Here is a 26,471-nt window from a genome sequence, read left to right as displayed (position 1 = left end):
CTTACTTGAAATAAAAGAGCGCACTAGGCGCTCATTTAGGGGGTTATTGTTGGGGGGCTTTTTCTTTCGGCACGATAGGTTTTGAGTAATTCGGTCTACCGTTAATATCTGCGTACATTTGTTCACATGTTGGATAATGGCTGCAACCCCACCAGAACCGCCCCTTAACCGATGTTGGGCGGCGTACTAATCCATGATTACAGAGCTTACATTTATAAATATCAGAGATTGGTAGAGGTGATTTCGCGCCGGCGATTTTTACCGCCCCGACATTGGCCTTTTCAACTTGCTCAGTTACAAACTTTACTTGTGCTGCGGTAAAGGCATCGAGAGACATTTTGCCGGATTCAACGTCTTTAAGTTGGCGTTCAACTAATGCAGTTAACACCGGGCTCTTTACCATTGTTGGTAAAGCGTCCACGACACTGCGGCCAAGGGCTGAACTAACTAATGCCTTGCCTTGTTCGACCAAATACCCCCGTTCTTTAAGTTCGGTAAGGATTCCGGCTCTTGTGGCTTCGGTGCCGAGTCCATCTTCTTCACGGAGTAACTTTTTCATAGCTGGATCATCGACAAACTTATGAATCCCGACCATGGCCGCAAGAATAGAACCCTCATTAAAGCGGCTTGGTGGTTTTGTTTTCGCGTCTTTGCGCTCAATGGCACTACATGTTAACGCATCACCTTTTTTCACTTTAGGGAGGCTTTGATCATCCTCTTTTTCGCTATCTTCTTCCGCTTCACTATAAACGTCCTTCCAGCCGTTCAGAGTGATAACTTTACCCGAGGCGGTGAAGCATTCGCCGCCAATATCAATTTCAATATTGGTGCTGCGGTATTCATGCACAGGGTAAAACTGCGCTATGTAGGTACGCACAATCAGCTCATAAATGTTGCGCTCCATTTCTGATAGGGCGCTTTTGTTTGCTACTTCGTGAGTTGGGATAATGCCGTGGTGCGCGGTTAACTTGCTGTCGTCCCATGTTTTGGATTTCAGCTTTGGATCGGCTTTATCAATGATAGGGATCAGCTCAGGGTTAACCTTTTTCAGTGATTCCAAGATGCCCGGTACATCGGTAAATTGCGATTCAGGCAAGTAACCGCAATCCGTCCGCGGATAAGTGGTCAGCTTGTGTTTCTCATATAAAGCTTGGCATGTATCAAGGACGTTTTGCGCGGAATAACCATATTTTTTACTGGCGGTTACAGTCAGGTTTGATAACGAGTAAGTCAACGGGTGGTGAGCCTTTTTTGCCGTTGATTTCGCCTCTGTTATCGATGCTGCTGCGCCCGTCATGCTTGTTACCAGCGCGTCCGCTATTTCTGTATTCGTTAATCGCCCTTCGCTATCGAGTCCGGCTTGATCTTCTTTAGCTTTCCACTTGGCGTTAAATTCTCCATCACTGCTTTGTAAGGTAGCGCGTAATGTGTGAAATGGGATTGGCGTAAAGTTTTCAATTTCGCGGTCACGATTAACGACCATCGATAACACTGGGGTTTGCACTCGGCCAACCGTGATTAATGCCCGGGAACCCCCGCGCTCCGCTCGTAGAGTGAAAGCCCGGCTAAGGTTCATCCCAATTAACCAATCCGCTCTTTGGCGACCAATGGAAGCATCCCCGAAAGTCTTTTTATCAGCATTATCAAACAGTGAGTTTAAGGCTCGTTCTACTGATACTTGGTCGATACCGCTTGACCAGTAACGCAAAACAGGACTACTATTCGCATGGTATATTAGAGTTTCATCAATTAGATTTTGCCCCTCCCTGTCTGGATCTCCTGCATTTACAATGACTTGCGCTCTTTTTATTAATACCCCAATTTGCTCTAATTGCGTCTTTGCATCCGCTTTGGGGTGAAGAATCCAATCTTGAGGGATAATAGGCAGATCTTCTACGCGCCAGATTTTTTTGCCGTCCCGTGCGGGTGCGTCAGCTGGGGTGTAGTAATCGGGTTCGGCTTGTTCAAGCATGTGGCCGAAACACCATGTAACCGTATCTTCGCCACATTCAATATACCCATTGCCTTTGCGTGTGACTCCTAGCACTTCGGCTATCGCCCTCGCGACACTGGGTTTTTCCGCGATAAATAATCTATTCATTGCGCCCCCTTGTTACTGAGCTTGATTGGCCTGTGGTGAACTGCCAGAAGTAAAATCAATGTTTACGACTCGGCATTTGAGTTTAGCGCCTGTTGTTTTATCCGATCTTTGGAATGTCTCAACACAAAGATCATCGGCAGTTAGTACGATTTGACGGCCTTTAGTGAGCTTTTCCGCTAACTTCTGGCCGCGCTCCCCCCAATATTCAGCTTCAATCCATTGGGTTGTCTCATGTGCCCCAAATCCCACGTTATACGCGCAAGAAAAAGAGGTTACGGCGGTGCCCCCGGGAGTAACACGGGTTACGGCATTTTGTCCAATACGGCATAGTTGAATGAGCATACGGGTAGTTCCTTTTTCATTGGTTTGTTTGGAAAGTTCACGACAGTTTTTACCTGACTTATCCACTGAAAATGTGGATAACAGAGGCGCTAGTCGTTCAGGGTGAATTTTTCAGGCGTTACAGGGGTTCTTAACTTATCTGTTTGCTGAGGGGCGGGGATTTTTACGCGCTCAGAGAAAACAGGATCTTGGAAATATAGGATTTGACGGCCATATATGGCGGGAAAACCCGCCGTGTAAATAATCATATCTCCCGCCTTGGTGATCTCCCCTTTTTCATTTTTTATCGGGGCGGGTAAGCGCATACATTCATCGGGGGTTAACAGCGTTCGCTTGGTTTCCGTGAAAGTGCGGGAAACGTTGGTATTACTGGTCGCAAACCGTTTACCTGATGTGGTTATTTGCTCCTTAATAATGGTGGTTTCACCTGTCAGGTTTGCTAAGTGCTGGGCTGTTTCAAGGCGGTTCGGTGGATAGGCGTTTTGAACGTGACAGTTTGAGGTGATCTGTTCGTCACGGCCATAGCCCGTTTTTTCGCTTTTCAACTGATTGAGGTCTTGGCAAATCAAATAAAACTTAATGCCGTAACCCGCTACGAAAGCGAGCGATTCTTGCAAAATATCGAGCTTGCCGAGGCTTGGGAACTCGTCAATCATGCCAAGTAACCGATGTTTATAGTTGGCTACTGGTCTACCGTTTTCAAATTTCATATCTGACGTCAGTAGCCGGATGATCATGTTAATAATGATCCTGACCAATGGCTTTAAACGGTCTTTATCGGTTGGTTGGGTGATGATATACAGGCTAACCGGGTCGCTATGGTGCATAAGGTCTTTTATCGTAAACTCAGACTTGCTCACCACGTTTGCGACTACGGGGTCACGATATAGCATCAAATAACTTTTGGCCGTAGAGAGAACAGAGCCAGCTTCTTCTTCTGGCCTATCAATCATATCTTGTCCAGCAGCCGCAGATAATGGATGCGCTTGGCCGTCAATGTGCGGATATGAAACCATTTCATTCCACAGGTCTGAAATTTTGCGGTTGGGTTCTGATAGCATGGCATCGATAGCAGGGAGTGACGCTGTTTTACCTTCGGCTTGGGATTTATAAATCGTGTGAACAACCACGCCACATAACAAGGAAAACGCCGTTTTTTGCCAGTGGTCATTTAGCCCCTTACCTTCGGGATCGACGATTAGGGTGCATAGGTTTTGAATGTCGCCTACTTCTGAATCTGTGCCCACCCGGATTTCGTCTATAGGGTTCCAACAGATGCTGTTGCGGTTAGCGGGTTCAAAGCGTAGTACCTTTTGTCCCATTTTTTTGCGATAGCCAGCCGTTAGTTCCCACAGTTCACCTTTTAAATCGGAGATAAATGTGCTTTTACGCCACGTAAGCAGCGTGGGAATTACCAATCCTACCCCTTTGCCTGAACGTGTCGGGGCGTAACATAAAACGTGTTCCGGTCCACTATGCCTTAGATAGTGAGTCACGCCTTTTTCATCGACCCACCCCCCCACATAAACACCTTCGCCCGAATCCTCGTTAGCTGAATTTGCTTTTTTCAAGAGGGCTGCATTTTCAATATCAGAGCGGTTTGCCCACCGTGCCGAACCATGTAAAAACTGGTTTGGTTTGGACTTGGTGGATTGCTGTATTTTGTTAGCTAACACAGCAACAAAGCCGAGGGCTGTTGCAATCATGCCAACGCTACCAGAGGTAATAAACTGTTCGGGGTAAACTGAGTACCAATCAAACGCCCACGTTAGAATTTTTGTGGGTAGGTAGATGTGATTCAGATTCTCGCCCAGCTGCGGCTGATAGCCGAATGTGTGGGCAAAATGCTGAGTTGCCATTTGCAAGCCAACCAGTACCGAGGCTGAAACAAGAGCAAGCGGCATAAACTTACTTTGGCTTTTTTGGGGTGAGCGCATTTCGCCACCCACCATATTGTTGTGATCTTTGATTTTCATTTGTGATACTCGGCGTTAAGGCGTTACAGAGGGAATAGAGCTAAGGGGCGAATCGTGCCAATGATGTTTTCTATCGGTACATCACCGAAATAGCGGCTATCAAACGAGTTTTTAGGGGCGTGATCTGAATAAGCGAAAAACGAATTATTAGAAACCGTGAACGGCGGCAGCTGGGGCAGCGCTCTATTTTCACCGTCCACTTGTAAACGAATTGAGCCCGTCAATTCTGAATTGTTGATTTTAACTGCGGGGGTGAACTCAACATAATCCCCGGACATACCCACAATACGTTTTATGATTGGCACTGTGCCGCTTTCACAGCGGCCTGTGTCAATGTAACCCCGCTCTATTGCATCCTGTATCACGGCTTTATTGGGAGGACAAAACAGCACTAAATCATTTTTCTTGTAGGAATTAGCCTTTGAAACAATATAAATCCCCGGGGGGAATGATTTACTGGTATTTATTCTTATTCCGATGAAGTATGAGAGTGAAACTGCGGCGGTAAATATGCTTATAGATAGGAGCCAATATTTTGCGGTTTTGCTCATTGAAACACCTTTTATAATTCGATAGCCCCCAATGCACTTGCTTTTTCAAACAATGCAGCCAATGGGTGCATACACACATTTTCAAGCAAGTCATCTGATAGTTTTGACCTAACTCTTATGCGCTCATTTGTTTTGGGGTCTAATGACGAATAAGGCAAAATCCCTGTATTCTCTTTATCGAAATGAAACCCGTTAAAATAAAATGGAATTTTATTTTTGAAAAACCATGTGTCTGTGTAATTTTCCTTTACGCTTTCAAATTCTGAATTTATTAGCCTTTGTATATATCGACAGACAAGGAAAAAAGCCCTTAGCGTTTCAGGCGGTGTATCTAAAAATGTGATGATGCCTTTTTGAATAGTGAACCTGCCCATTGCCCAAGTATCGGCGCGGGTCGCTTTAGTTGGGAGAGTCCACAGCCCCGTAAATGAATACACGCCTTTGCTTTCTTTGGTTATGTACGCTTGCGCGTAAGCATTAAAGGATTCCGTCAGGCCGTCCTCGCTGGCTGGCAGCTTCACTACGATTGCGCCCAGTGATAGCGTGTCACCGTTTCGCATTTTGTTTAATGTAGCTTTGTAGTAGATAGGTCGATGTGCTTTTTTGAAAAAATCGATATTGCTCATTTCCAAGGCGTAACTCCTTAGTAAGACTGAAACTTTAAAGCTGTTTGAATTTCTGATTCACTTAAACCTAAATTTCTAAGCTCATTTTTGAATTCATATAATTTCTTTGTTTTTAAATGATTCTCTGATAATGAGTTAGATTGTTCGTGTCGCTTGGTTTTTGGAGTGTGAGATATAGTGCTATTAAACGCTTTATTTACTTCTGCCATTTTTAGCCTTCCATCTTTATTGTTAAAACGTGCCACTTATTAAGGTTGATATTTCTTAACTTCTCTTTTTTATCTTTGGCGCTATCAATCATCATGCTTATTTTACCGAGGAGGTTTTGCCAAGGCTTCGCCTCGTAGCTTGATAATATGGCGTTTTTTTTAGCTAAGAGTTTTTCTAAAGTTGAAAAGTCTCTTAGTGTCCCGTCAGGGTGGTAAAACATTGGGGAGGTTAACTTTATGTTTCTAACACCATAGTTAGGGAGCGTTTCAACTAAAAATAAAAGTTCTTTATAGGTACGCATGGTGAAGTGTTGGTATGGATTGCGTAGGTGTATGTCTGCGCCCTTGCTGAATAATTTTTTTGTGGTTGCAAGCTCTGAATTATCATCGATGACTAACTCAGGAGGGATTAACAGGGCTAAGGTTACAAATGCCACCGTATAGCTGAACATTTCGGCTATAGGCAGTAAATTGATGAATATCAGCGGCGCAGTGATACAAATAGAATGCGCTAAAAATCGTGCAGCAAGGTCTAATCTTGCTTGAGTAAATCCGTTAGCTAATAAATTTATCGGGCGTTCTGTGAGTGTGGTTTGTGGGAGTTTTTGCAGGAACCACAATAAAAAGACAATTAGCACCAGTATTAAAATTAATTTGGTCATAGTAGCACCTATAAAAACCCACTGCGTAATGAGTGGGTTTTGTGTCGGCCTAGGGTTTAGTTTTAGATTAGTTCACTGGGGTAAACTCTAAACTCGGGTCATTTTCGTTAGCTGCTGCTGAAAAGGCTTTGCTGTATTCAGAATAAGTTTCAGCTAGGTTCTTAGCAAGGAAAAACCGAGCGGGGCATCCTAACTCTATTGCTAATTGAGTCGAATCAATCTGAATAATATTTTTGTTTTCCAACAGAGTGATTTTTGTGCCAACTGGTTGCATAACGCACTGAGGCGACATTTTTTTAATCACTTTATCTTCGGTTAAATAAACCACGACAGGAAATCTACCTAAACCTTTCAATGTATAAGGAAAATTAAGTAGATACTCAGCTTCTTTCTTTGCATTATCAGCATCAATCTCAGCAAAGTAAGCAACTAAGCCCCCCACCGTTAAACTCCCCAACAGAATCAAAAACAATATAACCCGTCTACCCATTTGTTTTTCTTCTCGTAAAACCAAGCCCTAATGCTGCGATTAGTGACATAAAGCCCATTGAACCACCGCCACCTGAACCCGTTTCAGGGTCTGGCGTTGGAGTAACAGGTTTAGTGCGACCTTTGTTAATAGTGATTTTTTGTTCACCATCGAGGGTTACTGTTCCTTCATAGCCGTTGCTTGATACTGTGTATGTGCAAATATCAAATGGCTGTACCGTTGCGCCCGAACAAGTGCCGCCAGTGATGGTTGCATCACCGCTGGCCGTGGCGTTATCCATAAAAGCGTCAGCATAGAGGCTTTGCACTTCGATTGTTACTGAGCCGCCAGAAGTAGGAGTATTAGCCAGAGTTGGATAGTGCCAACCGTTAACGGTCGATAATATGAAATCGCGCGCAAAATAGAGGCGAGTTCCATTAGCTTGTTTGCCTGTTTCGGCATCGAAAGCACTACCCTGATGAATTCCAACGATCAGATTATTTCCATCCGTGTACGGAGCCCCAGAGTCACCGGGGACTGTTGTGCCGAGATTATCAAATTTAAGTTCTAACTTACTTAGTGGCACTCCATTAATGATATATTGAGGTGCTGAAATTTGTTCTGCGACAGCTAAGTTTGTTTGAGGAGTGTTGTTACCAGCCCCAAAGCCAGTAATTTTAATCCGTTCATCAGCCTCAACATTTCGCATGGACAAAAACTTAACATTATTTGTATTTGTTTTACTTACCAGTTCCCATAACGCAATATCGATGCCGTCTGACATATAATCTTCGTGGTTATAAACTTTTGCGACACTTACATTGCCAGTCACGGTTGTTACACCCTGTAACGCCTCTTTATCGCAATGAGCAGCAGTTAAAACCCACTTCCCACTTATGATTGTGCCTGAGCAGTTCATTTTTACCATGTCATCGTTTTTAGACCAGTCTAGGATTGAACCATTTTGAATGGCAAAGGCGGGAGCTGAAACCGCAGAAATAAGAGCTAAAGTGAGCAGGGATTTTTTCATGTGCAACATCCTTTTTTGTTTATATGCACTTATAGTAAGCAAATTTGTTTATAAACACAAGTGTTTATTTTGGTTCTTTTAACTTTATCTTTTTTGATGACGGTTTGTAATGCTCACCTGTTTGCAAGTTTACATGGTGATTTTTTATCCAACGTGTGAGTTCTTGCGGCAGCCAATCGGGATTGTCTCTTAGAAAATCGGCTTGAGCGCCTCGTTGGGTGCCGTAGCGAGTTTTAATATATTCTTTTAGCTTCATGTTTATTATGGTTCTTAGGTTATTTTTACCTAGTATATAAACATATTTGCTTTTAAACAATAACGATTATAGAACGGTGACTCAAGTCACCGCACTATGGTTGCCAATGCTTATGGACATTGTTGAGTTTGAGAAACACAAATTGGGGAGCGTGTAATTGACCAAGGCGTGAAATCACCACTGGCTGAACACGTTTGCGTTCTGGCTCCCACTTCGCATGTTTTCTGTGGACTATTGCAATACACGTTTTCTGTTTTAGTTTGCCCGGCGGTGCATGATGGTGTGTTGCTACCCGGGGCAAATTTCACTCCATAAATTGCATAGATTTTTGAGTTTTCTCCCGTTGTCGTAAAATAGGTGTCTGTTGTGAATTTGCCATTCCATGACACTGAGTCGCGCTCGTATAGAGTTGCATAACCGCTGGAGCTGTTTTCAATCGCGAGATCATACTCAAGTGGAGTAAATCGGTAGTGCTGGACGTAATGGCCGTTGTCATTGCTGCCAATGGTGACAATTTCATCAAAATTGCGGAATGACTCACTCAACGTAACGTTTCCAGTGTTTAGGCCGCTCGTTGAGCTAGATTTCCAAATTTGTTTATACGTGCGTTGTAATGTTGTAGAACCGCCGGAACTTGTATTTGGTGGCTTTACATAGGTGTTCCAGTTGTCGATAGTTTCCTGTAGTGGAATCGAATTGTTATGGAATGTTTTTTTATCAGACTCCATCGCTTTTTCGTATGTCATTTTTTCGGCATTAGCAAAGCTATTCCCTGCTAATAGAGCACTAAAAATCAATAAACTTAATAAGTGTGATTTTTTCATATTTACCTCGTTTAGTTTTTACAGATTAAAAAAGCACTGATTTCACCGTCATGCTGTAACGTCCAAGTAGAAGAACCTTGTAATTGGGCGTAATAATCAAGACCGAGTGTCCAATATGTGCTGCTTTCAGTTGCATAGGTTTTGCTTTGGCTGATCGTATTAATATTGTTGGCGTTGTTTTGAGCAAAGATACTTTTAATGCTGACAATGATTGAAGGGGTTAGATTTGCGGGGCATTTATGTTTATTTACTCGTTCATTGTGTTTACCAACAAACGCCCTTACTACACCAGTGCCAACACTTCGCTGGCTTCCATCACTATTTCTAATCGTGACGTCCTTTGCGTTGGTGATTGCGTAGTTTCCGCCTACGTCCCAATCTCCTGTTAATGTCGAATCATCACCGCTGCGCTTAACAAGCGCGTCTTGTTGGACACCAGAGTCGATGCGGTCTACCCATACAAACAGGCTGTTGCTGGCCTCGTTAAATTCACTTCCGGGGAAGCGACTCAGGGTTTCCAAAACGGCTTGATGTTCTAGCCGGGTTGCATCACTTGTTGCATTCGGAAACGGGATTTGAATTTGTAAACGGTAACGAGGGGTAACTGACGGAGGCACAGGACTGTTAATTTTTGTCATTAACATCGATGTACCCCATGGTGTTTGCTCGGGTTTTCGACACTTACCAGCGTTGTTATCGGTGGTTGAACAGTTAGGTAAATAGGCTGGCTGTAAGTCACTCCAAGCGTTAGGGAATACCGCCGCAGAGCTGGGCGGCCAACCTTGGGCTATCTGGTCAATTTGAAACGCATTAACTTGTTTAGTTATGTATTCCAGATTTTGATAAAACGGGGTTACTTGGGCTTGAATCCGCATGATTTTACTGCGTTGTTGCCAGTGCATAATGAGCATGGTTAACACAGATAAACCGACAATCATTATGACAATATTTGCAAAGCCCCTCTGGCGCTTATGTGATCTCAATTTAGGCATCCTGTGGCGGGGTTGAATGAGCGCCAATCGACATTAAATGTAATTGGCTGTGTAAAACGGAGCTGAGTAGGACTGATAAGGTTTGCATCTAAATAACCAGATACGCGCTCTAGTTCGTCAGTATTTGCAAACGTCAAATCGATATTAATGGCACTTGGTCGTGACCAAGAGCCGTTAGATTTCATAACGTAATCAACTGCGATTTGATATTTTTTGCCATTTACTAAATCGGTGGTAATTAGTTGATTATTAATTAAGTTACTGATGGATAGAGTTTTGGACGGTTGGTAACAATGAGTTTGGCTAATATCTTTACCGTAGAAATTTTTGGCGGCTAATTTTACATATTCAACCGTAGTTTCAATTTCCGCAGCATCGGAGTAATTAAGTAGCGGTCTTGCGACCGCTACCCACATCACGACAGATACCAATATTGAGCAGGTCAAAGCAATTTTTAACTCAGTTGTAGCCACTCCGTTTTGATAACGAGTCGTGAACATACAACCTCTAGAACGTCATGGTTAACGTTGTGCCTGTGGCTGTGATGGTGCTACAGCCAGTCGCTTGCGCGCAATTGCTGCGGGTCGCTGGTGCCATTGTGTCAGCGAGATCAGTCATTCGCGTTGGATCGTTAGGAATGGTCGCTACAATGTTGTAAAGGCCGGGGTTGGAGTTAGCGGCTACTGTCCAGTTACCGCCAAATTGGTTTGTTGCAACACCGTTGTTAGCGGTGCCGCAGATGGATTCATTGAGATAACCTTGAGTACACAAAATGCCAATACTAACACCTGTGTAATTGGGTCTTGCCTTCTTCCAGCGATATGCCGCATCACTAATAGTAGATACGTCAGTTTGAAAACCGGAAACTCTCATTGCATAACGAATATCCGGCACTTTAGAGATTAGAAAAATCAGTGCAATGATGATTAGTGATGCCCAAATCAGAATGTCGGTTGTAGATGCGCCACGTTGACGGTTTTTCATGTTTACAGTTTTAGTCATTTTAATTTCCTTGAGTGCAAATAAGCCGAATCCCTTCCCTTTATATTTAAAAGAGAAACGACAAGAGGGTTTAAAAAATTGAGATTAGATTTAAGTTGAAAGTAGGTTAAACGTTAACGCGAGTTGCAATGTCCATTATCTGTAAAATAACACCTCCTCCCATGAGTAAACCGATAGCAAAACCGATAAGTTTTAACGCATCGATACCGATTGATTTAATTAAGTCGATTTCTTCCATTAACAGTTCGTGGTGAATATCAGCACTGTTCAACAGTGTTTCAGACGTCCCGCCGATTTGTCCGAGTAAATAAAGCGAATTTTCCTCTGATTTATTAAGCAATCCTGTTGCCATGATATAACCGAGGTTTTTCTCCCCCCATTCAATTTTTTCGAGCATTTTGGCGATATGGTGTAATAAATAGCGATTGGCATGTTTTTTGGTTTGCAAAAGCGCTTCTTTTAACCCGAAGCCAGCCAACGTTAGATTACCCATTGAGCGTAGAAATGCGCCTGTTTGGATCATTCTGTATTGGCGATAAACGGGGAAATTATCAATTTTCTTTCTAAAGTTGCCCGTCATTACTGATAACGACAAAAACACAGCAATAACAAATAACAAGGTTATTGAACCAATTAATAACCCCCAGTCAGCCCAAAAATTTCCGAATGATGCCGCCAGTTGGGAAAGTTGTCCTTTCTGACCTCGCGTCATAATCTCGTCTAACATGGGGAATAAATACAGGCTGATACCCGCTGATGCGGCGAGCATTGCAACTATCCCGGCTATCGGTTTCCAAAGTGCTTTTACCAGTAACGAGGTAGACGCGCTTTTTGATGACAGCGTGATAATTGCGTTTTGCACTCCCCTTGCCCATTCGCCAGTGTGTTCACCAGCGGCCAACGCCTCAAAAGCGAGCGAATCAAGCCAAGGTTTTGTCCCGAGAGAAAAGCCTTGTCCGTTCCTGATACTGCGCAAAATCCCTTCCCCAATCTTCCGCTCTGTGGGTTGACCGTACTTAATCAGCTGTTCAGCAATTAATTTTTGTTCAACACCAGACCGGGCGAGCCTGTGAATATTGCGCAGTAGTTTGATTTGTCGCTTGTGATTAAAAAGCAATTGTTCAAGTGATTTGGACATAATTCCCCGCCTCACATTTCAAAGGTTTTATAGATGTCGGCAGAGGCAACAGGAAGCAAATCATTCACCCTTCCCGATGCTGTCACCACATCGATAACACCTGCTTTTATTTTGCTGATTGCATGATCTCGGACGTCCTTAAAACCCTTGGCTTTTAGAGCTTTCAACCATCCTGCTTCGTCTTTTTTGATGATAAATTCTCGATCTTCATCATCGAGGACAATCATTTCGACTAGGGCTGTTCTTCCTCGCTCACCTTTTACGCAAAACTTACAACCTTTTGGATTTCTAAACCTGACATTTGTAGTCTCACCATTGCATAGCTTGTCAATTTTATTGAGCCATTCCGCCACTTTAGAATCTGGTTGGTCTTTGTAATGATCAGCGGCTTGTTCTGCCGTCAAACAACAGTGAGGGCATACTTTTCTGACCAGTGTTTGGTAAACCCAAAGCCGCATTAAAGCAGGGGCGGCAATCACGGCGGGAGGGACGTGCATTTGATCTGTGAGCGTGTGTGCAATACCTAATGCCGATGATGTGTGCAGCGTGGTGAACATAAGTTGCCCCGTTTCCCCCTTGCGGGTCAGTTCCATTGCACCGATTTTATCCCGTACTTCGCCGTGCATTTCGACATCCACATCATGCCGCAGTGTCTGCTTTGAATAATAACTAAACCCCCTCATTTCCTCGCCACCTTCTTTTACGGGGGTGTTGGGTTTAATTTGGATTTGAATCGCTTTTTTCAAATTAAATTCAGGGGGATCTTCCAGCGTCACTACACTGCGTTCTTCGGGTATTTCATTTAACACTGATGCGAGCGAGGTAGTCTTACCAGAACCTGTTTTACCAGAGAAGATACAAACACCTGATGGCATATCGCGATAGTTCCTAAGAACCGTCACATGCCCAGCTGTCCATCCCATATCCTCTAGCTTTGGTATCTCAGAGTTCGCATCTAACCAGCGTAAGGTGCAACGCCCCCCGCGCTTCGCTGGAACATAGGCGACCCGCCAGCTAGTTTTGCGCTTCACTTTTTTTATGTCAGAAACACCATTAATGATGATTTCTTCACTACACGTTAGAACTTCTTCCACGTGTCCGTTATTTGCATCTTTTTCTACAAAATCTGAATCTTTTTCAGTCGCTTTCGAGTTGAAAATATACGAGAACAACTGCAAGCCATAACTCGGGTCTGGGATTTCCGACAACAAGATTCGGCGACCATCGACCCGGGCATAGATGACAGTGCTATTTTCATGCACTTCAATGTGAATGTCAGAACACCATTTTTCTACACCAGATTGAAGATAATCGTGCAGTCGTTTTGAAGGCTCAGAATCAGTCACGTTTGCATTGCTAGCGCCGCTTGATTGCGATTCGAGCTGACTCAGATAATGCTCAATTTCAGATGCTGTGACTTTTTTTACTGTAGTCGGCTTTCCAAACAGTACGCCACCATTAAGCGTTCTTGACGCTGTAATATAATCCCTGATTTGCGAGATTTTTTTTGCATCAAAATCGCTAGTTAGGATGGTTCCGTCAGATAGTGCTACTGATTTTCTTTCCTCAAAATAGAGAGGTATTAGCACTTTGTCGCTTAGAACTACAGCAACAGGATTGTGTGAAGGTAACATTTATCACCTCAATAGCTTTTTACTCGGCGGGTTTTAGTCGTGTGGCCGTCTGAAAACGTAATCGACTCAGCCGTGATACCGATAACTGATACATCACCGATTTTGGTACCACGTTTAACATCAATAAGCTCACCACCCACTGACACCATGCCCACGATTTCTCCACCTGATTCAATCAGGCTTTTAACCACAATGAGATCAAGCAGTGACGGTTCTTTGGGCTTCTCTGCCATTTGCTCAATTAAAGCGGCAATTGGTGCCGTTGGGTTATTTAGTTTGTTCGCGGCTTCATCGGCATTTTTTTGGGCTGTGAGCGCGTTAAACCTAGCGGTTTGAACGCTGGCCTGTTTTTCAAAGCTGATAATTTCACTGGCCGCAGGACTCGGAACAAAAACCGCCTGACGAGATACAACTGGCTCAGGTACAGGTTGATTTAGTGTGTCCATCGAATTTAACGTTGTTGACGTGGATTCTTGGAGCGCAGGAGCGGGTATTTTAGTGCTCATTGAGTCATACGCTACGTATGACCCATACCCTAAAACCGCCACAGCTAACGCAGCGGCCAAGGCAATTTTTGACTTTGGTACGGGTTGCTTTGTTGTCATAAGTTAATCTCTCTAGCGGTCTTTATAGCGGTCTTTAGGTCAAATTCAGGTGGATCTATTAGTTCAAAAACTGGCTTCGTGTTTACTGGTAAACCTTCACAGTTTCTTATGGTTGCAGACAAGCCGTCGCCTGTCTTACCGCAGATGATCTGAACGCTTGTCATCGTAACAAGATCGGGATTGTTGGTTTTCATACGCGAGTCTCCTTATAAAACAGCGTCTACACCTTCGATAATAAGATCTAAGGAGCAAGTAACGTTGTTACCCGTCCCTTTGCTCAGGCTTAATTGTTGTAAAAAAACGGGCTCAGATTTAACACTATCTGCAATGATGCCAAGCAGCGCCGGGGGTACATCGGTAAAGGTGGCTGCAATCTTTAGGCGACTGACAGAACCAACGGGCACTGAGTTGGTTAAGCTGACGTTTGTTGCACCCAAATTAAGCAGCGCATCATGTAACCGCCGAGGATAGTTACCGAGCGAAACCAATTCAGGTTTTGCCCTAGGTTCAACATTCAGCACTAATTGCTTTGCCTCGATGTTTAAGTTCAACTCTGGATACATCGAAGCGAAAGCTTGCAGATTGTCATATTTCGCTTGCCCTTCTGTAACGGGTTTTAGCGGCATGACAATTGTTTGGCCTGATACCATCACACCGTCATTTGTCCAGTCAGGCGGTAGAAGGTCTTGATAAGCCAGCGCCAGCGAGACTTGCTTAAGCGCCGAATCTGCTGGCGCTTGAGATATAAACTCCATTGTCCATTGTTGCCACGGGTCTATCTGTTGCTGCTGTTGAACTGGATCAGGTTGACTAGACCAAAGCAAAAGCCCGATGACTCCGACCGCTAAAGCCGCTCCAACTCCGATATGCAGGGGTTTAATACTCGCACTACTGACTAATTGATAGTCAGTCGGAATGTCGCTAATGCTAATACTGATGACTTTGGGCGGGTTTGCTGGTTCATATTCCAGCGGTAGCCGCTCCGATGACAAAACGATTTGAATACCTTGGTGCAGTTCGTAAGCGAAACTGTCCAAGATTGCATTGTGCTGGCCGATTTGCTCACGTTGAACTAGGTGGCCTTTTACGTACAGCGCATAGATTTCTTGGTTTTCCAGTACATGAAAAAACAGAAAATTTTCGTCATCGATTGCCACGGTATCAGCGATAAACTGACCAACGCACATCGAGGGCAAATCAGCGTAATAACGGATGGTTTGCTCGTTTTTAGTGAAAACCCGCTCATATAGCGCGGAGTTGCTTTGCCTATGATCTTTTAACGCGCCTTTTGAATTGGGTAACGTTGCAATATAGGGTAAGTCGAGCGTGTGGATCATTGCACTCTCCTTGGTGTTAGTAGAACCAGCGTTTCTACGGTTTCGCTTACCGTACCTTCACCACCGAGCGCATCAACTCCAAAGTTTTTGCTGGCTTCTGCCGTCTTACTCACTTGCTTGATTGAGCCAATCACAACGGTTTGGCCGTAGAGCAATTTATTGGTGAAGTTGATTTCTGATTCTCGGGTATCTAAAAACTGTAATTGCACATCGTGAACTGTTTCAGAGCGTTCCCCGACTATTTTTGACAGCTTGCCAGCGATACGTAACCACACTGCATCGGTTTGTACTTTGGGCGTAATCATCATATCAACCCCTTCGCTTTGCGTTGCGCGAGTGACGGATGCAGATACCACTTTATCGTTAGCCTCGCTCTTTACTTCGTATAAGTAAGGCTTGGTCAGTGTCTGTGCTATACGACTTGGCTGATTGCTGAGAGCTAGTGCTGTGATTGGTGTTTCTGTTGAAACCGTGCCTTGTTTTTCTAAGGCTTTGATAAACGCTGTTGTCCCGTCCCATTTACCAGTGCCTTTAAAGGCCATGCCGTAGGCGCTGCCTTGGCTAACAGTGTTTGTGCCAGGCACTATAAATTCTAATGAGCCTGAGCCAATATCTTTTACGAGATTCCAATCCACCCCGCGCTCTTTTCCACGGTTAGAGCGAAATTCGAGAATGCGAATATCGAGCATCACTTGCTCACCAAATTGAGATTGGAAGCTGTTCACTAAGCTGCGAACCTGTGCCATTCGGCTTGGTGTTGTTCTAACCGCGATAGCGGTTAGGGCTGGCACAACTTCTACACTGCCGACCAGTTTGTCATCGTCAGAATCATTGTCTTTCAGCAATGTGACAATGCTGTCTTTAATTTGCGTAACGGGATCTACATCCTTGTAAGCAGTGTTTAGGTATTGGCCTTCAACTCGGGTGTTTAGTGTATCTGCGCCGCCCCCTGATGATTTTGCCGTACCTTGAGATCCTAACTGGCCGCTATACACTCCCGGGGGAATTGTGATCACAAACGTTTCAGATTCAAAGCGGCTGATAGATACCTTATCGTCAGTTGTGTTAATGCCGTATTCGGTTTGCCTTGCAATCAGGTTTAATACGTCCTCACGACTCGCCTTGAATGAGAGCGTGACACGTTTATTTGGGTCTACATCACCATCAAACCAGATGCGAACAGGTTTGTTGTAATGCTCCGCGCCGTTCATCACTTGGGACATCACCAGTGACAACGGCACATCGTTAGCTGAAATACTTACCGCTTCACTTAACCAAGGAATATCCTTTTTAATCACTAGCGGCGTAGTTGAAATGGGAGGGCGGCTGATGCTTCGCACTTGCGAGCTATGTTTAACTTGAGAAAGAGTGCTAATCCTTTCGTGAACCGAATCAGCTTCGTTTTTCGTGTCAGTATAATTTTGCGAAACACAGCCGATTAATGATGTTAGCGCAGCGGCTATGCCGATAGTTTTTAATAGCTTTAACGACATGATATGTCCTTATTATTTGGTATCAACGATAAACAGGGTTTGAGTGCTATCGAGCAATTGAGCCGAGACGGGAAATCCTTCTAGAACCACCCCTAATGCCCTTGCAATATCGCCTTGGGGCGTGACTATCGGATAGCTCGTCAAAAAGGGGTAATCATTAGCCGCTAACCAGCTGGGGCTTTGTGCTGTTTCGTTCCAGTTCCAGCCATAGTCCTGAGCAAGTTTTTTAACTGCATCACTTAATGATTGCCCGTTAACTAGCGTTATTTGCACTTGGCGGTTATGCCATTGATGAATTGCTGCCAGTGATGACGTTTCAGCAAAATACAACGGCACACCAATTTGTTTAGATAACGTGGGCAACACGGTTCGGACTGAACCCGCAAAGCTCACTATGCTTTTAGGACGTTTCGCTAGTTCCTCGCTGGCCTCGTCATCGATAGACCATGCAACTGTTGTGTAACCGTCATTTCTCAACCAGCGATTAATCGCGTCATAAAACGATTCATCGGGATAAATAAACAGGTTGTGAGTGATAACAGGCGTTGGCACTGCGGCGGTTTCTTGTATTGGTTGCGCTGCTTGGGCGGCCATTTCAGTAACCGTTTCAGTGGGGGCTTCGGGCACAACCTCAATCGCTTTTATTTGGGGTGGAGACTGCGGGGCAACTGGTTGGCTTTTCCTTAGTACATCGGCACTAATCACGATCCCATCTTGTGAGTAGGTGGCCGATTCGTTTTCGATTTTAGGCTGCATTGCCAGCGAAACGGTAGGCACGGCCATTAGCAATAGAGCAAGTTTTTTAGACAAAATGGTTCCTTACCGGCTTTTATAAAAAACCGGGTTTGACTTTGTTTTTATGTGCGTGAAAAGGGTTAGCGAGACGGTTTGTAGGGGGTCAACATAATGTCTTTATTGACCATGATATTGAATTTGTAACCCGGTCTAATTTTGATAGTTGGTTGCACATCGAGGTTCTTTTGGATCAATGTCGAACCTGTTTGCGCGAACTGTTGAGTTACACCGTCAGCAATGGCGCTTTTAGTGTTACTGTTGCGACTATCTTCACTAATCCCCGCTTGAGTAGCGCCTGAAATCATCCCAAGGAGTGCCGCATTACCAAATGTTTTCCAATAGTGATTGTCCACTTGATCCTCAAATCCGCTATAACCTTCAACGTCCATCCCGCCCATGCCGCCGAGATTTAGACGAGTACCGTCAGGGTAGTTAATGCGAGTCCATGCGCTCACAGCCCGGGATTGTCCATAAGACACGTTGCTGTCATAAACGCCGTACAATTTTGCGCCTTGGGGGATTAATAAATGTTTCCCTGTGGCGCTGTCATAGACGTTTTGGCTCACTTGGGCAATTAGCGCCCCGGGTATATCAGAGTTCATGCCCGAAATAAGCACGGCGGGGATAATGGTTCCCACGTTTAACTCAAAGGGCGATAACGGCACATCACGAGTAAATTCTAAGTAGTCATCACTGCGTTTTTGACTCAAAAAAGCCTCTTTTCTAGCTTGGCCGTTTGGGTCTGATTGCTGCATTTGCGGCAACATTTGATCTGCGGCCATAGCAGACGACATAAACGGATTTCCTAGGGAGCCTAAGCTAGATTGCAATGACTGAATTTTATCTTGAGCTTGCGCGATACGGCTTTCTCCGTCACCTAAACCATTTTGCCCCCCACCCCCAAGTGACGCTGATTGATTATTATCATTCAGTCGTACTTCGGTATCAGCTGAAAGTGCGGCTAGGTATTGTTGTGCCCTATAATCAGCAATCCGCAACTCTTGCTGGATTCTGCGTTGTTCTTCTAAAGACGGCGGTGGCGCTCTCCTTGGTTGGTATGAATCCTCATAAGCGCCAGCATCGTCATATTCATTGTCTTGATAAGCTGGGCGCGGCGGTGGCGGCGGTGGGGTGTTCGCTGCTGGTATTGAAGGTTGTTGACCAGCTAATTGCAATGCCGGGGGAATTGCTGCTGTGCTGCTACCTTCTTTTCGTCCAGAGCTTTTAGACTCGTCTTTTTGCGCTGCGGCCTCTTGTACTTGCTGCCCCTTGCTGCCAATCGCATAAAGCACAATCAAAACCAGAAACCCGGCAAATGCAATCGCGATTTTAATCGGGGATTTTTTTAACGATAACCCAGTGTGATGTTGTTGCGGGTCGCCCATTGGAGAAATTTTACTCACGATTTTTTACCCCTTCAAACACGGTGGTTGTTGGTAGTGGGAATAATTGCTCGTCTTGATAAATCCAAATCCGCTGAAATGAAAACTGATTATTTACAACGACACGAATATAAAACTGACGGTCGTTAAGCTTCGACAAGGTGTAATACAACTGATTGTGCTTACCTTGCTTTTCAGTTTCAGAGACATAAACACCAATGCCGAGGCGTCTTAATTCAGTTTCAACGAGTTCAGAAAAGTGAGTGCTGGTTGACCACATCGGATAATTAAAATCGAATACAGCGTTAGCGCCGTGTTTCTCTTTAATATGCCATGCAAGATCTTTCGCTATGGTCACTTGGTCAGCATTTTTTACCGGGAAATCGTAGTAATTCACTTCTGAGGTAGCACAAGCGGAAAGTAGAACTGATAGCAAAACGGCTAAAAATATTTTCATGGTGTTAGCCCCTATGCTTTACAAGGATTGATTCTTGATCGCCGCCGACCCCCATTGTCAAAATGAGTTCTTTTGAGACTTGATCAACAATAAATCGCCCGTTAATTTTCCTGCCGTCATCTTGTGTGTAGCTATTCTGATAACGGTAGTTGACGAGTTCTTTTTGCGAGCCATTCACGACCAAAATCACGGGTAAATTGCCCTGCTCTACTTTGGGGGGCATTTCTATATAGGTTTTTACTCCATCGTTATAAACGCGCAGCGGCTTGAAATACGACTTACCGCTGACTTTGTAGTCAAAGTCGAGTTCAGGGATATACGCCCCGTCAGACAGCGTGTTTTGCTTTACTTGCTGCGCCATTGCCGCCTGATACGTTTCCCATTCCATTTGTCGCTGTTCTGGATATGAAAACGACACATAGGGCATCCATTGGATAGGATCTGAAATCAGTTTGATTTGATATAAACGTCTATCAGTAGCAACGGTCATCGTTGTTTCAAGGGCTATGTCTGTAGGCTTTACAATCAAGTTAGTGCGCTTATTCGCGCCTGAACCCGATACGGCCATGCTGACTTTCCAGCGGGTGCTATCGCCCAGCTGTAACCCGCCCTGTGCGATCATTTCCCCTTCTTCTAGCTCGATAACACAGGTTTTTATCGGGGCACAGACTAGAGAAGGTAAGGAATCACCAAAGTAATAGGTCACTCGGCCTGTGCCGTCAGTAATTGGCGTGGTCGGTTTATCAATCCACTGATTTGAAATGGTGAGTGCGCTATTTTCTTTTAGTGAAAGTGACGGGGCTGGATAGTCATCTTCAAAATTTGCGGCATTAACAAGGGGAGTAAAAATAGAGGATGCAAATACGAGAATTAAACTCGGTTTCATTATAAACGCTCCGTGACGTTGAAGAATTTCACCCACAAACCAGTCGGGTTGCCCATAAACTCTTGAGGCGTTGAAGGGACTTCATAGTAGATTTCAACAGCGGCTTTAAAATGCTGAGGTAATTTGGGGTTGCCTTGACGGTCTGTTATGTTCTCTGTCCATTCGATTTGATAGGTCGATGACTTATCACCAATGGGCAGGATATTATCAATTCTGACCGTGACGGCTTCGGTTTCAGCCCTTTTATGGGGCGGTGCTGTTTCGCTTAAATATTGATTCACTTGTATAAATGCCGGGTCGGTACTCCTTAAGTGCGCGTAGGCTTTTATGACGTATTCACGCTGCGCGTTTATGTCGGTAAAGACTGATCTAACGTGAGTCACAAAATCGCTCAACTGAGTAATTTCAAGCCGTTTCTTTTCATCCATCGGCATCCTTTGAGCTGCTTGCAGTGCTACCAATTTAGTGTCGCTCATTGCTAATACATACGGCTCAATTTTGCTTTGTGCGCCTATGTATATCACTCCGCAGACGGCTAATAAGGTTGCTAGACCTGAAATGATGGAGATAGTGATTAGCTTGTGGTTGAATGCAACGATATTTCCCAGTCTTTCGTCCCATTCCATCCGTGCGCGTTGGTAAAGCAGCGTAAGTTCGTCAGTCGCCGCTTTAGGCTGACTGTCATTTGCCGTTTCTGGCAAAGCGTTATCATCTTTCATTATTTATCCTTGTGATGTTCTTGCGTGTATTGCACATATTTATTTAGGTCGTAGGTGTTTGAATCTGATTCACTACGCCAGCGTGTATGCGCTTCTTTAGCCGCCGCTTTTTGGTCACGTGAGAGATTGTTATAACCACCGGACTGAGAAAACCAATCTTTACCACTGCCCCCGTTATTGCCTTGGCTACCTCCGCTTTGAGGTGATGCTTTAACATTTTCTATCGGTGCGTCTTGCGAGGGGGCGCCAGCGGTTTTACTGAGTGAGTTTGCAGCACGGCCAATAACAGTGTCTTGATTACGGTTTTCAATCGGACGCTTTAAACCGCTCAGAAAGGCATTTTTGGCGCTTGATAGGGTTTCTTTGGCTACTGTCGCACCTGCAATTTTTGCCGCTTTGCCAGCTGTCGATAACATGCTGCTTTTTGCGGCTGGGGCGCTCGCGCTCGATGAGGGGGAGCTTGAATCTGGCGCGGTGCCTGACGAACTAGGTGAGCCAGAGCCAGAGATTGAGCCTTGAAAGTCGCCGCTGTCAGCGTTTCCACTGCTACCATTGTTTCCATGGGAGCGAGGAAGATCAGAACTCATATTACTTGAACCTGTTGAGCCCGAGCTTTCGCCGCTCCCGCTATCGCTATCTGGAAGTGGAGAAGTGGCAGGGTCGCTATCCGTTCCGTTTGCTTGATCCCACGCATTACGGAGCAAATTACCCATATTTGCGCCGCCACCCATTGCGCCGCCACCCATTGCCCCAGCTGCTGCATACGCCCCCGCGGCTAACGCTGCGGTAGCGGCCACAGCTTGCATAGCCCCTGCAATCGAATTACCTGACGTGCTATCGGTGCCAGATATAAGGCTTTGAGCCAGCGCCGGAACTTCCCGAACTAATCCCCAAATAACGATAATGCACGGTAAAATCAGTAATATTTGCGTCCACGTTAAATCGCTTGTGTTTAACCAGCCTTGTAAGATAGTTAACGATAACGCGACAATCATTTGCATACTGAGCAACTTAACGCCTAGACCTAGCATTAGACGGAAATAGTTAATCGCATATTCTCTACTCCATTCATGGCCTAAAAATCCCATCATAATCACACCAAGATTGAGCATGATGTAATACTGAATAATGACTAATAGCATTTCGAGAGCGATAAACGCGAAAACAATTAAAATCCCTATCCCGGCCAGTACAAAACCAAGGCCGTCAACCATATCTGTCCAACTCAATTTCTTGATAATTTCACTGGCTAATGAGTAACCAATATCGAAAATTGAGCTGGGGTGAATGTATTTCCCTGTCAATGCTTGCGCTAAGAACTGGAACCCTTCAACAATTTTGGCCGCTAAGTATGTACCGTCCATGAGTAGGTAATAAAAGAAACCAATCATCAAGGATCTGCGTGCTAATTCTGCTAACAGCTCCGTGATATTGGCTTCTTTAAAGGCCATCCACATAAATGACCATGCCCACGATATTGTGACTAGAGCGATAAACACATAAGTTGCATACTGCCTAAGCACTGGCGGCCATTGCCCGGCTGCATTTTCAAATGTGCGTAACAGTTCATCGATTGCGCCGGATTCAGGAACACCCTGAGCGTAAGCATTGGGTATCAACAGCAATAAAAGCAACGTGATCACCAAGCGCATAAGATACCCCTTAGAATTTTTTGAGTTCAAATGTCTCAAGTTGGCGAGATTTTAAAGGTGGTGCATCACCTTTTTTAAACTCGCTGGACTGGGCGGCGGCCAGCTGCTCTTTTTCATTCTCTGCTTGCACAAAGGTGCTTGTCTGCTGGATCTGGGCGCTTAATAGCGTTTCGATTTTTTGCAGTTGCCGAATGATTTGAGCGGATAGCTCATTACCAGCTTGAATGGCTTCCATCCGGCCTGTGGCACTTTGAGAGCGTGATTCAATACGATTTAAAACGCGCTCATCTTCATTGCGCTGGTTATAAATCCCGTTGGCAACTTTTAACGCAGCCCCCGCAGAGTCACCCATCGATTGGCTAAGTTGCTGGTAATGGTTTTCATAATCTTGAGGGGATATTTCACGTTGCCAATGCTGATAGCCCTTATAGCGTCTATCCATTTCAGCAGTGAGATCTGATGCTGAGTAGGCAATTGATTGGCCGTGCCGCGCCAGTGCGCTTAATCGCTCAATCTGATCAAATGTATTACCCCATTCACCGTTGGCTAGTGCCTTGGTGTTTTTGATTTGGTCATTGATCATTTTGACTTGGTTTAGGGTTTGTCGAATCTGTTCTGAATACGACTGAACGAGCTGAATGTTATTCATTATCTGCGTCCATTCGGTGCCGCAGTTAACACAAACAACAGGCCAAGCATTAGATGACGGCAAATAAGCTGCGGAGCCTAAACACAGCGAAATACTCAAAGCGATTAGTTTGCTTTTCATAAGTAAAATCCTTTAAAAACTATGCTACTTCTAAAATATCTTGCTCAGACAGAACCTTGCGCTCTACAAGCCAGTGTTTATACCAATCGTCTTGATGTTCATTTACTAGCTCTTTCATCCGGGCAATATCTTCTTTACCCCCAGCCCCGACAAACGACAGCGTTAACTCTCCTAAAGACAGGTCAAACAGTCGGTTTCCTTCCGGGGATGTGATGTAATAATGACGTTTTCGAGTAGCGTTATTGATAATGTCAATCTGACGGTCATTTAAACCGAATGTTTTGTAGATAGGTTTAATTTGATCTGTATTGGCGTTGGGATTTGCCAAGAAAATCTTTGTAGGACAAGCCTCAATCAGAACATCAAGAACACCAGATTTGACGGCATCGTTTAATGACTGGGTAAACAGACCGACCACGCAGTTGGCTTTACGCAGAACCTTAAGCCATTCAACCAGCATTGCCTTGAATATTGGATGACCAAATGCAACCCACGCTTCATCGATAAAAATAAACGCCGGAGAACCATCTAGACCTCGCTCAATTTGACGGAAGATATAGAGCAGAACAGGGATAAGTTCATCACTTCCTCTATTCATTAGTTCTTCAATCTCAAAGACTTGTAAGGTGCCGTCCTTGAACGTATCAGCCTTTGAGTTCAGTAGATTACCCGCGCTACCGATAGTGTAAAAAGTCAATGCTTCAATGATTTCTACATCGTTAGCGATGTTAAGAAACTCACTGATATTGATTTCTTTAATGTCTGAATCTGCTAAATCTTTTAGCCCTGCTTCAATTAAGTTGCGCTGTTTGGCTGTAACCTTAACGCCTCTTAATTCCAGCAGTTTGATGATGTAGTTTACGCACCATGCAAAATCGTCTCTTAAATGCGATAACGGCGCAAAAGTGACTTTATCATCGATACAAATATCATAATGCGCCCCGCCACATTGACTAATCGCATAAGCGCTACGCCCTTTATCAAAGACATATTGCTTACACCCTTTATAGCGGTTGGTTTGTGCCACTAGAGTCGCTAACAGAGTAGATTTACCTGTCCCGGGTGGCCCGAATACTAAGAAGTGTCCTAAATCATCCACATGCAAGTTGAGCCTAAACGGGGCTGCCCCTTCGGCGCTACATTGCATAACTGCGGGTGAGTTAGGGGGATAAAATGGACAGGGGTTAGTTAATCGACCTGACCAGATTGACGACATAGGTAACATATCGGCAAGATTAATGGTTGATACCAACGGACGGCGAATGTTATGTAGTGAATCCGCTGGCAGTGAGCCTAAAAATGTCTCGACAGCGTTAACCGTTTCGACTCTGCAACCAAAACCGAGGTGTTGCACTGTTTTTTCGATTTGCTCACAGCAATATTCAAGGTACTCACGATCTTCATTCATCACGATAATTGACGGGGTGAAATGCCCATATTTCAACTTACCTGAACGAGCATCATTAAGCGCCTGTTCGTACTGCCAAACCATTTGCGCCGCATCTTGATTGATTTTAGGGTTTGGCGTTTTCATTAACTGGTCTTTAAAGCTAATAACTTTTTGAGACCATGTTTTGCGCTCTTTTTCCAACGCTTTTTCAGCGTCAAAAGCATCAAAGAATGAATAGCGACTTGACCAACGATAAGCAAATCCCAGCTTGTCCAAATGGTTTAAAATGTTGGGGGTCGATTGGTCAGGAAAACTCTCAATGCTGATCGCTGCTAAATACTGTTTATTTAATTTGGGACTTAACCCCGTCCACAGCTCATTAGCGCCAATCAACGAATCAATACCAATCGGCACAAAGGGCAATCTAACTGGGCGGTCAACGCCTGTGACCATTAAATTGATTTTCTGCAATAATTCGCAGTACCAATGTGTCGAACCATCATCGTCATTCAACTTATACGCTAAAAGCCGTCTGATTTTGATGTACGACTCTAATCGGCTTTGTACGTCCCGCAGTTTGCGATTGAAGGTTTCAAGACTTTTTGCAAATAGAGATTTCTTTTGGAGGTTATCTTCAAACATCCAATCTCGGATTTTTGCTTTTGATTTTGAGGGGGGCATATATGTTACAAACATATAATAGCTACTCTCGTAACGCTCTGCGACTCGCGAAAAATAGTCGTATCGTTCTGCGTCAATCATGGCAAAAACAGGGTGGCTAAAATGTGACATTTCCTGATTTAAATACTCAGGGGAAGTTTGTCTAACGGCATCCACATGGATCATCCAGCCTGTGCCGAAGCTGACTAGCAAATCAGAGATCCGTGAGGTCAGGTGATTTCGCTCCTCAATGGTGGAGCTAGATATATCAACCCCGCGAAAAACAAAACCAGCCGTAAGCGAACCGTCTTTATTTGCAACAACTCCATCATCACAGAGAATGCCGTAATTGAGTAAATCAGGCATACCTTTAATGGATTTTCTATAAGATGCCGTTTTGAACATCGTTAATTCCTTCTTGAGTAGTCTTTAGGGGCGTGGGGAGGGTAGTAAGGTTGATAGGTCGTAAATCTTTTAAATACACGGGACATTTCTGGATCTGCATTGCCCATCA

General features: G+C 44.5%; 28 protein-coding genes. All 28 read right to left on the bottom strand.

The genetic code is table 11. The features are described from left to right. Positions 1–43: 43 nt before the first annotated feature. The 28 genes from FJD32_RS23805 to FJD32_RS23670 all read right to left on the bottom strand — a co-directional run bounded on the left by FJD32_RS23805 (position 44) and on the right by FJD32_RS23670 (position 26,362). Positions 44–2,101 (bottom strand): DNA topoisomerase 3, encoded by a 2,058-nt coding sequence (locus FJD32_RS23805; protein ID WP_140907746.1) that lies wholly within the window; start codon positions 2,099–2,101, stop codon positions 44–46. Between the two features lie 12 nt (positions 2,102–2,113). Then, a complete protein-coding gene (locus FJD32_RS23800; RefSeq protein WP_140907745.1) occupies positions 2,114–2,443 on the bottom strand; it encodes a single-stranded DNA-binding protein in 330 nt (109 codons plus the stop codon). 89 nt (positions 2,444–2,532) lie between these two features. Further along, positions 2,533–4,419 (bottom strand): type IV secretory system conjugative DNA transfer family protein, encoded by a 1,887-nt coding sequence (locus FJD32_RS23795; protein ID WP_140907744.1) that lies wholly within the window; start codon positions 4,417–4,419, stop codon positions 2,533–2,535. A gap of 23 nt (positions 4,420–4,442) precedes the next feature. Beyond that, positions 4,443–4,970 (bottom strand): conjugative transfer signal peptidase TraF, encoded by a 528-nt coding sequence (gene traF / locus FJD32_RS23790; protein ID WP_140907743.1) that lies wholly within the window; start codon positions 4,968–4,970, stop codon positions 4,443–4,445. Positions 4,971–4,981: 11 nt separating this feature from the next. Next, positions 4,982–5,602, bottom strand: a complete 621-nt coding sequence (locus tag FJD32_RS23785; protein WP_140907742.1) for a hypothetical protein — start codon at positions 5,600–5,602, stop codon at positions 4,982–4,984. An 11-nt stretch (positions 5,603–5,613) separates the two neighbouring features. Beyond that, positions 5,614–5,805 carry a hypothetical protein gene (locus FJD32_RS23780; RefSeq protein ID WP_088212979.1) on the bottom strand — a complete coding sequence of 64 codons (192 nt, stop codon included), beginning with the start codon at positions 5,803–5,805 and terminating at the stop codon, positions 5,614–5,616. A gap of 2 nt (positions 5,806–5,807) precedes the next feature. After that, positions 5,808–6,467: a hypothetical protein gene (locus FJD32_RS23775; protein WP_088212978.1), complete on the bottom strand. Its 660-nt coding sequence runs from the start codon at positions 6,465–6,467 to the stop codon at positions 5,808–5,810. Positions 6,468–6,534: 67 nt separating this feature from the next. Further along, positions 6,535–6,957 carry a hypothetical protein gene (locus FJD32_RS23770; RefSeq protein ID WP_088212977.1) on the bottom strand — a complete coding sequence of 141 codons (423 nt, stop codon included), beginning with the start codon at positions 6,955–6,957 and terminating at the stop codon, positions 6,535–6,537. Continuing rightward, positions 6,950–7,966, bottom strand: coding sequence for a trypsin-like serine protease (locus FJD32_RS23765; protein ID WP_088212976.1), 1,017 nt, complete (start codon positions 7,964–7,966; stop codon positions 6,950–6,952). Before FJD32_RS23765 ends, FJD32_RS23770 begins: the two co-directional genes overlap by 8 nt. Positions 7,967–8,030: 64 nt before the next feature. Further along, positions 8,031–8,222, bottom strand: a complete 192-nt coding sequence (locus tag FJD32_RS23760) for a hypothetical protein (RefSeq protein ID WP_088212975.1) — start codon at positions 8,220–8,222, stop codon at positions 8,031–8,033. A 110-nt stretch (positions 8,223–8,332) separates the two neighbouring features. After that, positions 8,333–9,046 (bottom strand): hypothetical protein, encoded by a 714-nt coding sequence (locus FJD32_RS23755; protein WP_140907740.1) that lies wholly within the window; start codon positions 9,044–9,046, stop codon positions 8,333–8,335. A gap of 11 nt (positions 9,047–9,057) precedes the next feature. After that, positions 9,058–9,984: a hypothetical protein gene (locus FJD32_RS23750; RefSeq protein WP_140907739.1), complete on the bottom strand. Its 927-nt coding sequence runs from the start codon at positions 9,982–9,984 to the stop codon at positions 9,058–9,060. Between the two features lie 41 nt (positions 9,985–10,025). Beyond that, the gene (locus FJD32_RS23745; protein ID WP_088212972.1) at positions 10,026–10,538 is read right to left on the bottom strand and encodes a hypothetical protein; all 513 of its coding nucleotides are present in this window, start codon (positions 10,536–10,538) and stop codon (positions 10,026–10,028) included. A 7-nt stretch (positions 10,539–10,545) separates the two neighbouring features. Then, positions 10,546–11,040: a hypothetical protein gene (locus FJD32_RS23740; protein ID WP_219848078.1), complete on the bottom strand. Its 495-nt coding sequence runs from the start codon at positions 11,038–11,040 to the stop codon at positions 10,546–10,548. A gap of 106 nt (positions 11,041–11,146) precedes the next feature. Beyond that, positions 11,147–12,178, bottom strand: a complete 1,032-nt coding sequence (locus FJD32_RS23735; protein WP_140907738.1) for a hypothetical protein — start codon at positions 12,176–12,178, stop codon at positions 11,147–11,149. An 11-nt stretch (positions 12,179–12,189) separates the two neighbouring features. Continuing rightward, the gene (locus tag FJD32_RS23730; RefSeq protein WP_140907737.1) at positions 12,190–13,812 is read right to left on the bottom strand and encodes an ATPase, T2SS/T4P/T4SS family; all 1,623 of its coding nucleotides are present in this window, start codon (positions 13,810–13,812) and stop codon (positions 12,190–12,192) included. 8 nt (positions 13,813–13,820) lie between these two features. Further along, entirely contained in the window at positions 13,821–14,258 is a 438-nt protein-coding gene (locus FJD32_RS23725; protein ID WP_140907736.1) for a hypothetical protein, read from the bottom strand. A gap of 155 nt (positions 14,259–14,413) precedes the next feature. Continuing rightward, positions 14,414–14,611, bottom strand: a complete 198-nt coding sequence (locus FJD32_RS23720; RefSeq protein WP_088212968.1) for a hypothetical protein — start codon at positions 14,609–14,611, stop codon at positions 14,414–14,416. 12 nt (positions 14,612–14,623) lie between these two features. Beyond that, the gene (locus tag FJD32_RS23715; protein ID WP_088212967.1) at positions 14,624–15,754 is read right to left on the bottom strand and encodes a hypothetical protein; all 1,131 of its coding nucleotides are present in this window, start codon (positions 15,752–15,754) and stop codon (positions 14,624–14,626) included. After that, complete coding sequence (locus FJD32_RS23710; protein WP_088212966.1) at positions 15,751–17,247, bottom strand: hypothetical protein; 1,497 nt, start codon at positions 17,245–17,247, stop codon at positions 15,751–15,753. The genes FJD32_RS23715 and FJD32_RS23710 overlap by 4 nt, the downstream gene beginning before the upstream one ends. A gap of 12 nt (positions 17,248–17,259) precedes the next feature. Then, positions 17,260–18,057, bottom strand: a complete 798-nt coding sequence (locus tag FJD32_RS23705; protein ID WP_240200041.1) for a hypothetical protein — start codon at positions 18,055–18,057, stop codon at positions 17,260–17,262. Positions 18,058–18,122: 65 nt separating this feature from the next. Next, positions 18,123–19,445 carry a TrbI/VirB10 family protein gene (locus FJD32_RS23700; RefSeq protein WP_219848079.1) on the bottom strand — a complete coding sequence of 441 codons (1,323 nt, stop codon included), beginning with the start codon at positions 19,443–19,445 and terminating at the stop codon, positions 18,123–18,125. Continuing rightward, positions 19,438–19,881, bottom strand: a complete 444-nt coding sequence (locus tag FJD32_RS23695; protein ID WP_088212963.1) for a hypothetical protein — start codon at positions 19,879–19,881, stop codon at positions 19,438–19,440. The genes FJD32_RS23700 and FJD32_RS23695 overlap by 8 nt, the downstream gene beginning before the upstream one ends. Positions 19,882–19,885: 4 nt before the next feature. Continuing rightward, on the bottom strand, positions 19,886–20,767 hold the full coding sequence (trbG, locus tag FJD32_RS23690) for a P-type conjugative transfer protein TrbG (protein WP_088212962.1): 882 nt from the start codon (positions 20,765–20,767) through the stop codon (positions 19,886–19,888). Further along, positions 20,767–21,486 (bottom strand): type IV secretion system protein, encoded by a 720-nt coding sequence (locus tag FJD32_RS23685; RefSeq protein ID WP_088212961.1) that lies wholly within the window; start codon positions 21,484–21,486, stop codon positions 20,767–20,769. The genes trbG and FJD32_RS23685 overlap by 1 nt, the downstream gene beginning before the upstream one ends. Further along, positions 21,486–23,138, bottom strand: a complete 1,653-nt coding sequence (trbL, locus tag FJD32_RS23680; RefSeq protein WP_140907735.1) for a P-type conjugative transfer protein TrbL — start codon at positions 23,136–23,138, stop codon at positions 21,486–21,488. Before trbL ends, FJD32_RS23685 begins: the two co-directional genes overlap by 1 nt. A 10-nt stretch (positions 23,139–23,148) precedes the next feature. Then, positions 23,149–23,907 carry a P-type conjugative transfer protein TrbJ gene (gene trbJ, locus FJD32_RS23675; protein WP_140907734.1) on the bottom strand — a complete coding sequence of 253 codons (759 nt, stop codon included), beginning with the start codon at positions 23,905–23,907 and terminating at the stop codon, positions 23,149–23,151. Positions 23,908–23,926: 19 nt separating this feature from the next. Then, positions 23,927–26,362: a conjugal transfer protein TrbE gene (locus FJD32_RS23670; protein ID WP_088212958.1), complete on the bottom strand. Its 2,436-nt coding sequence runs from the start codon at positions 26,360–26,362 to the stop codon at positions 23,927–23,929. Between the last annotated feature and the right edge of the window lie 109 nt (positions 26,363–26,471).

Origin of the sequence: Shewanella sp. LC6 (assembly GCF_006385735.2) — a bacterium.
In the GTDB taxonomy this organism is placed as follows: Bacteria; Pseudomonadota; Gammaproteobacteria; order Enterobacterales; family Shewanellaceae; genus Shewanella; species Shewanella xiamenensis.
This window is presented reverse-complemented; position numbering and strand designations above follow the sequence as displayed.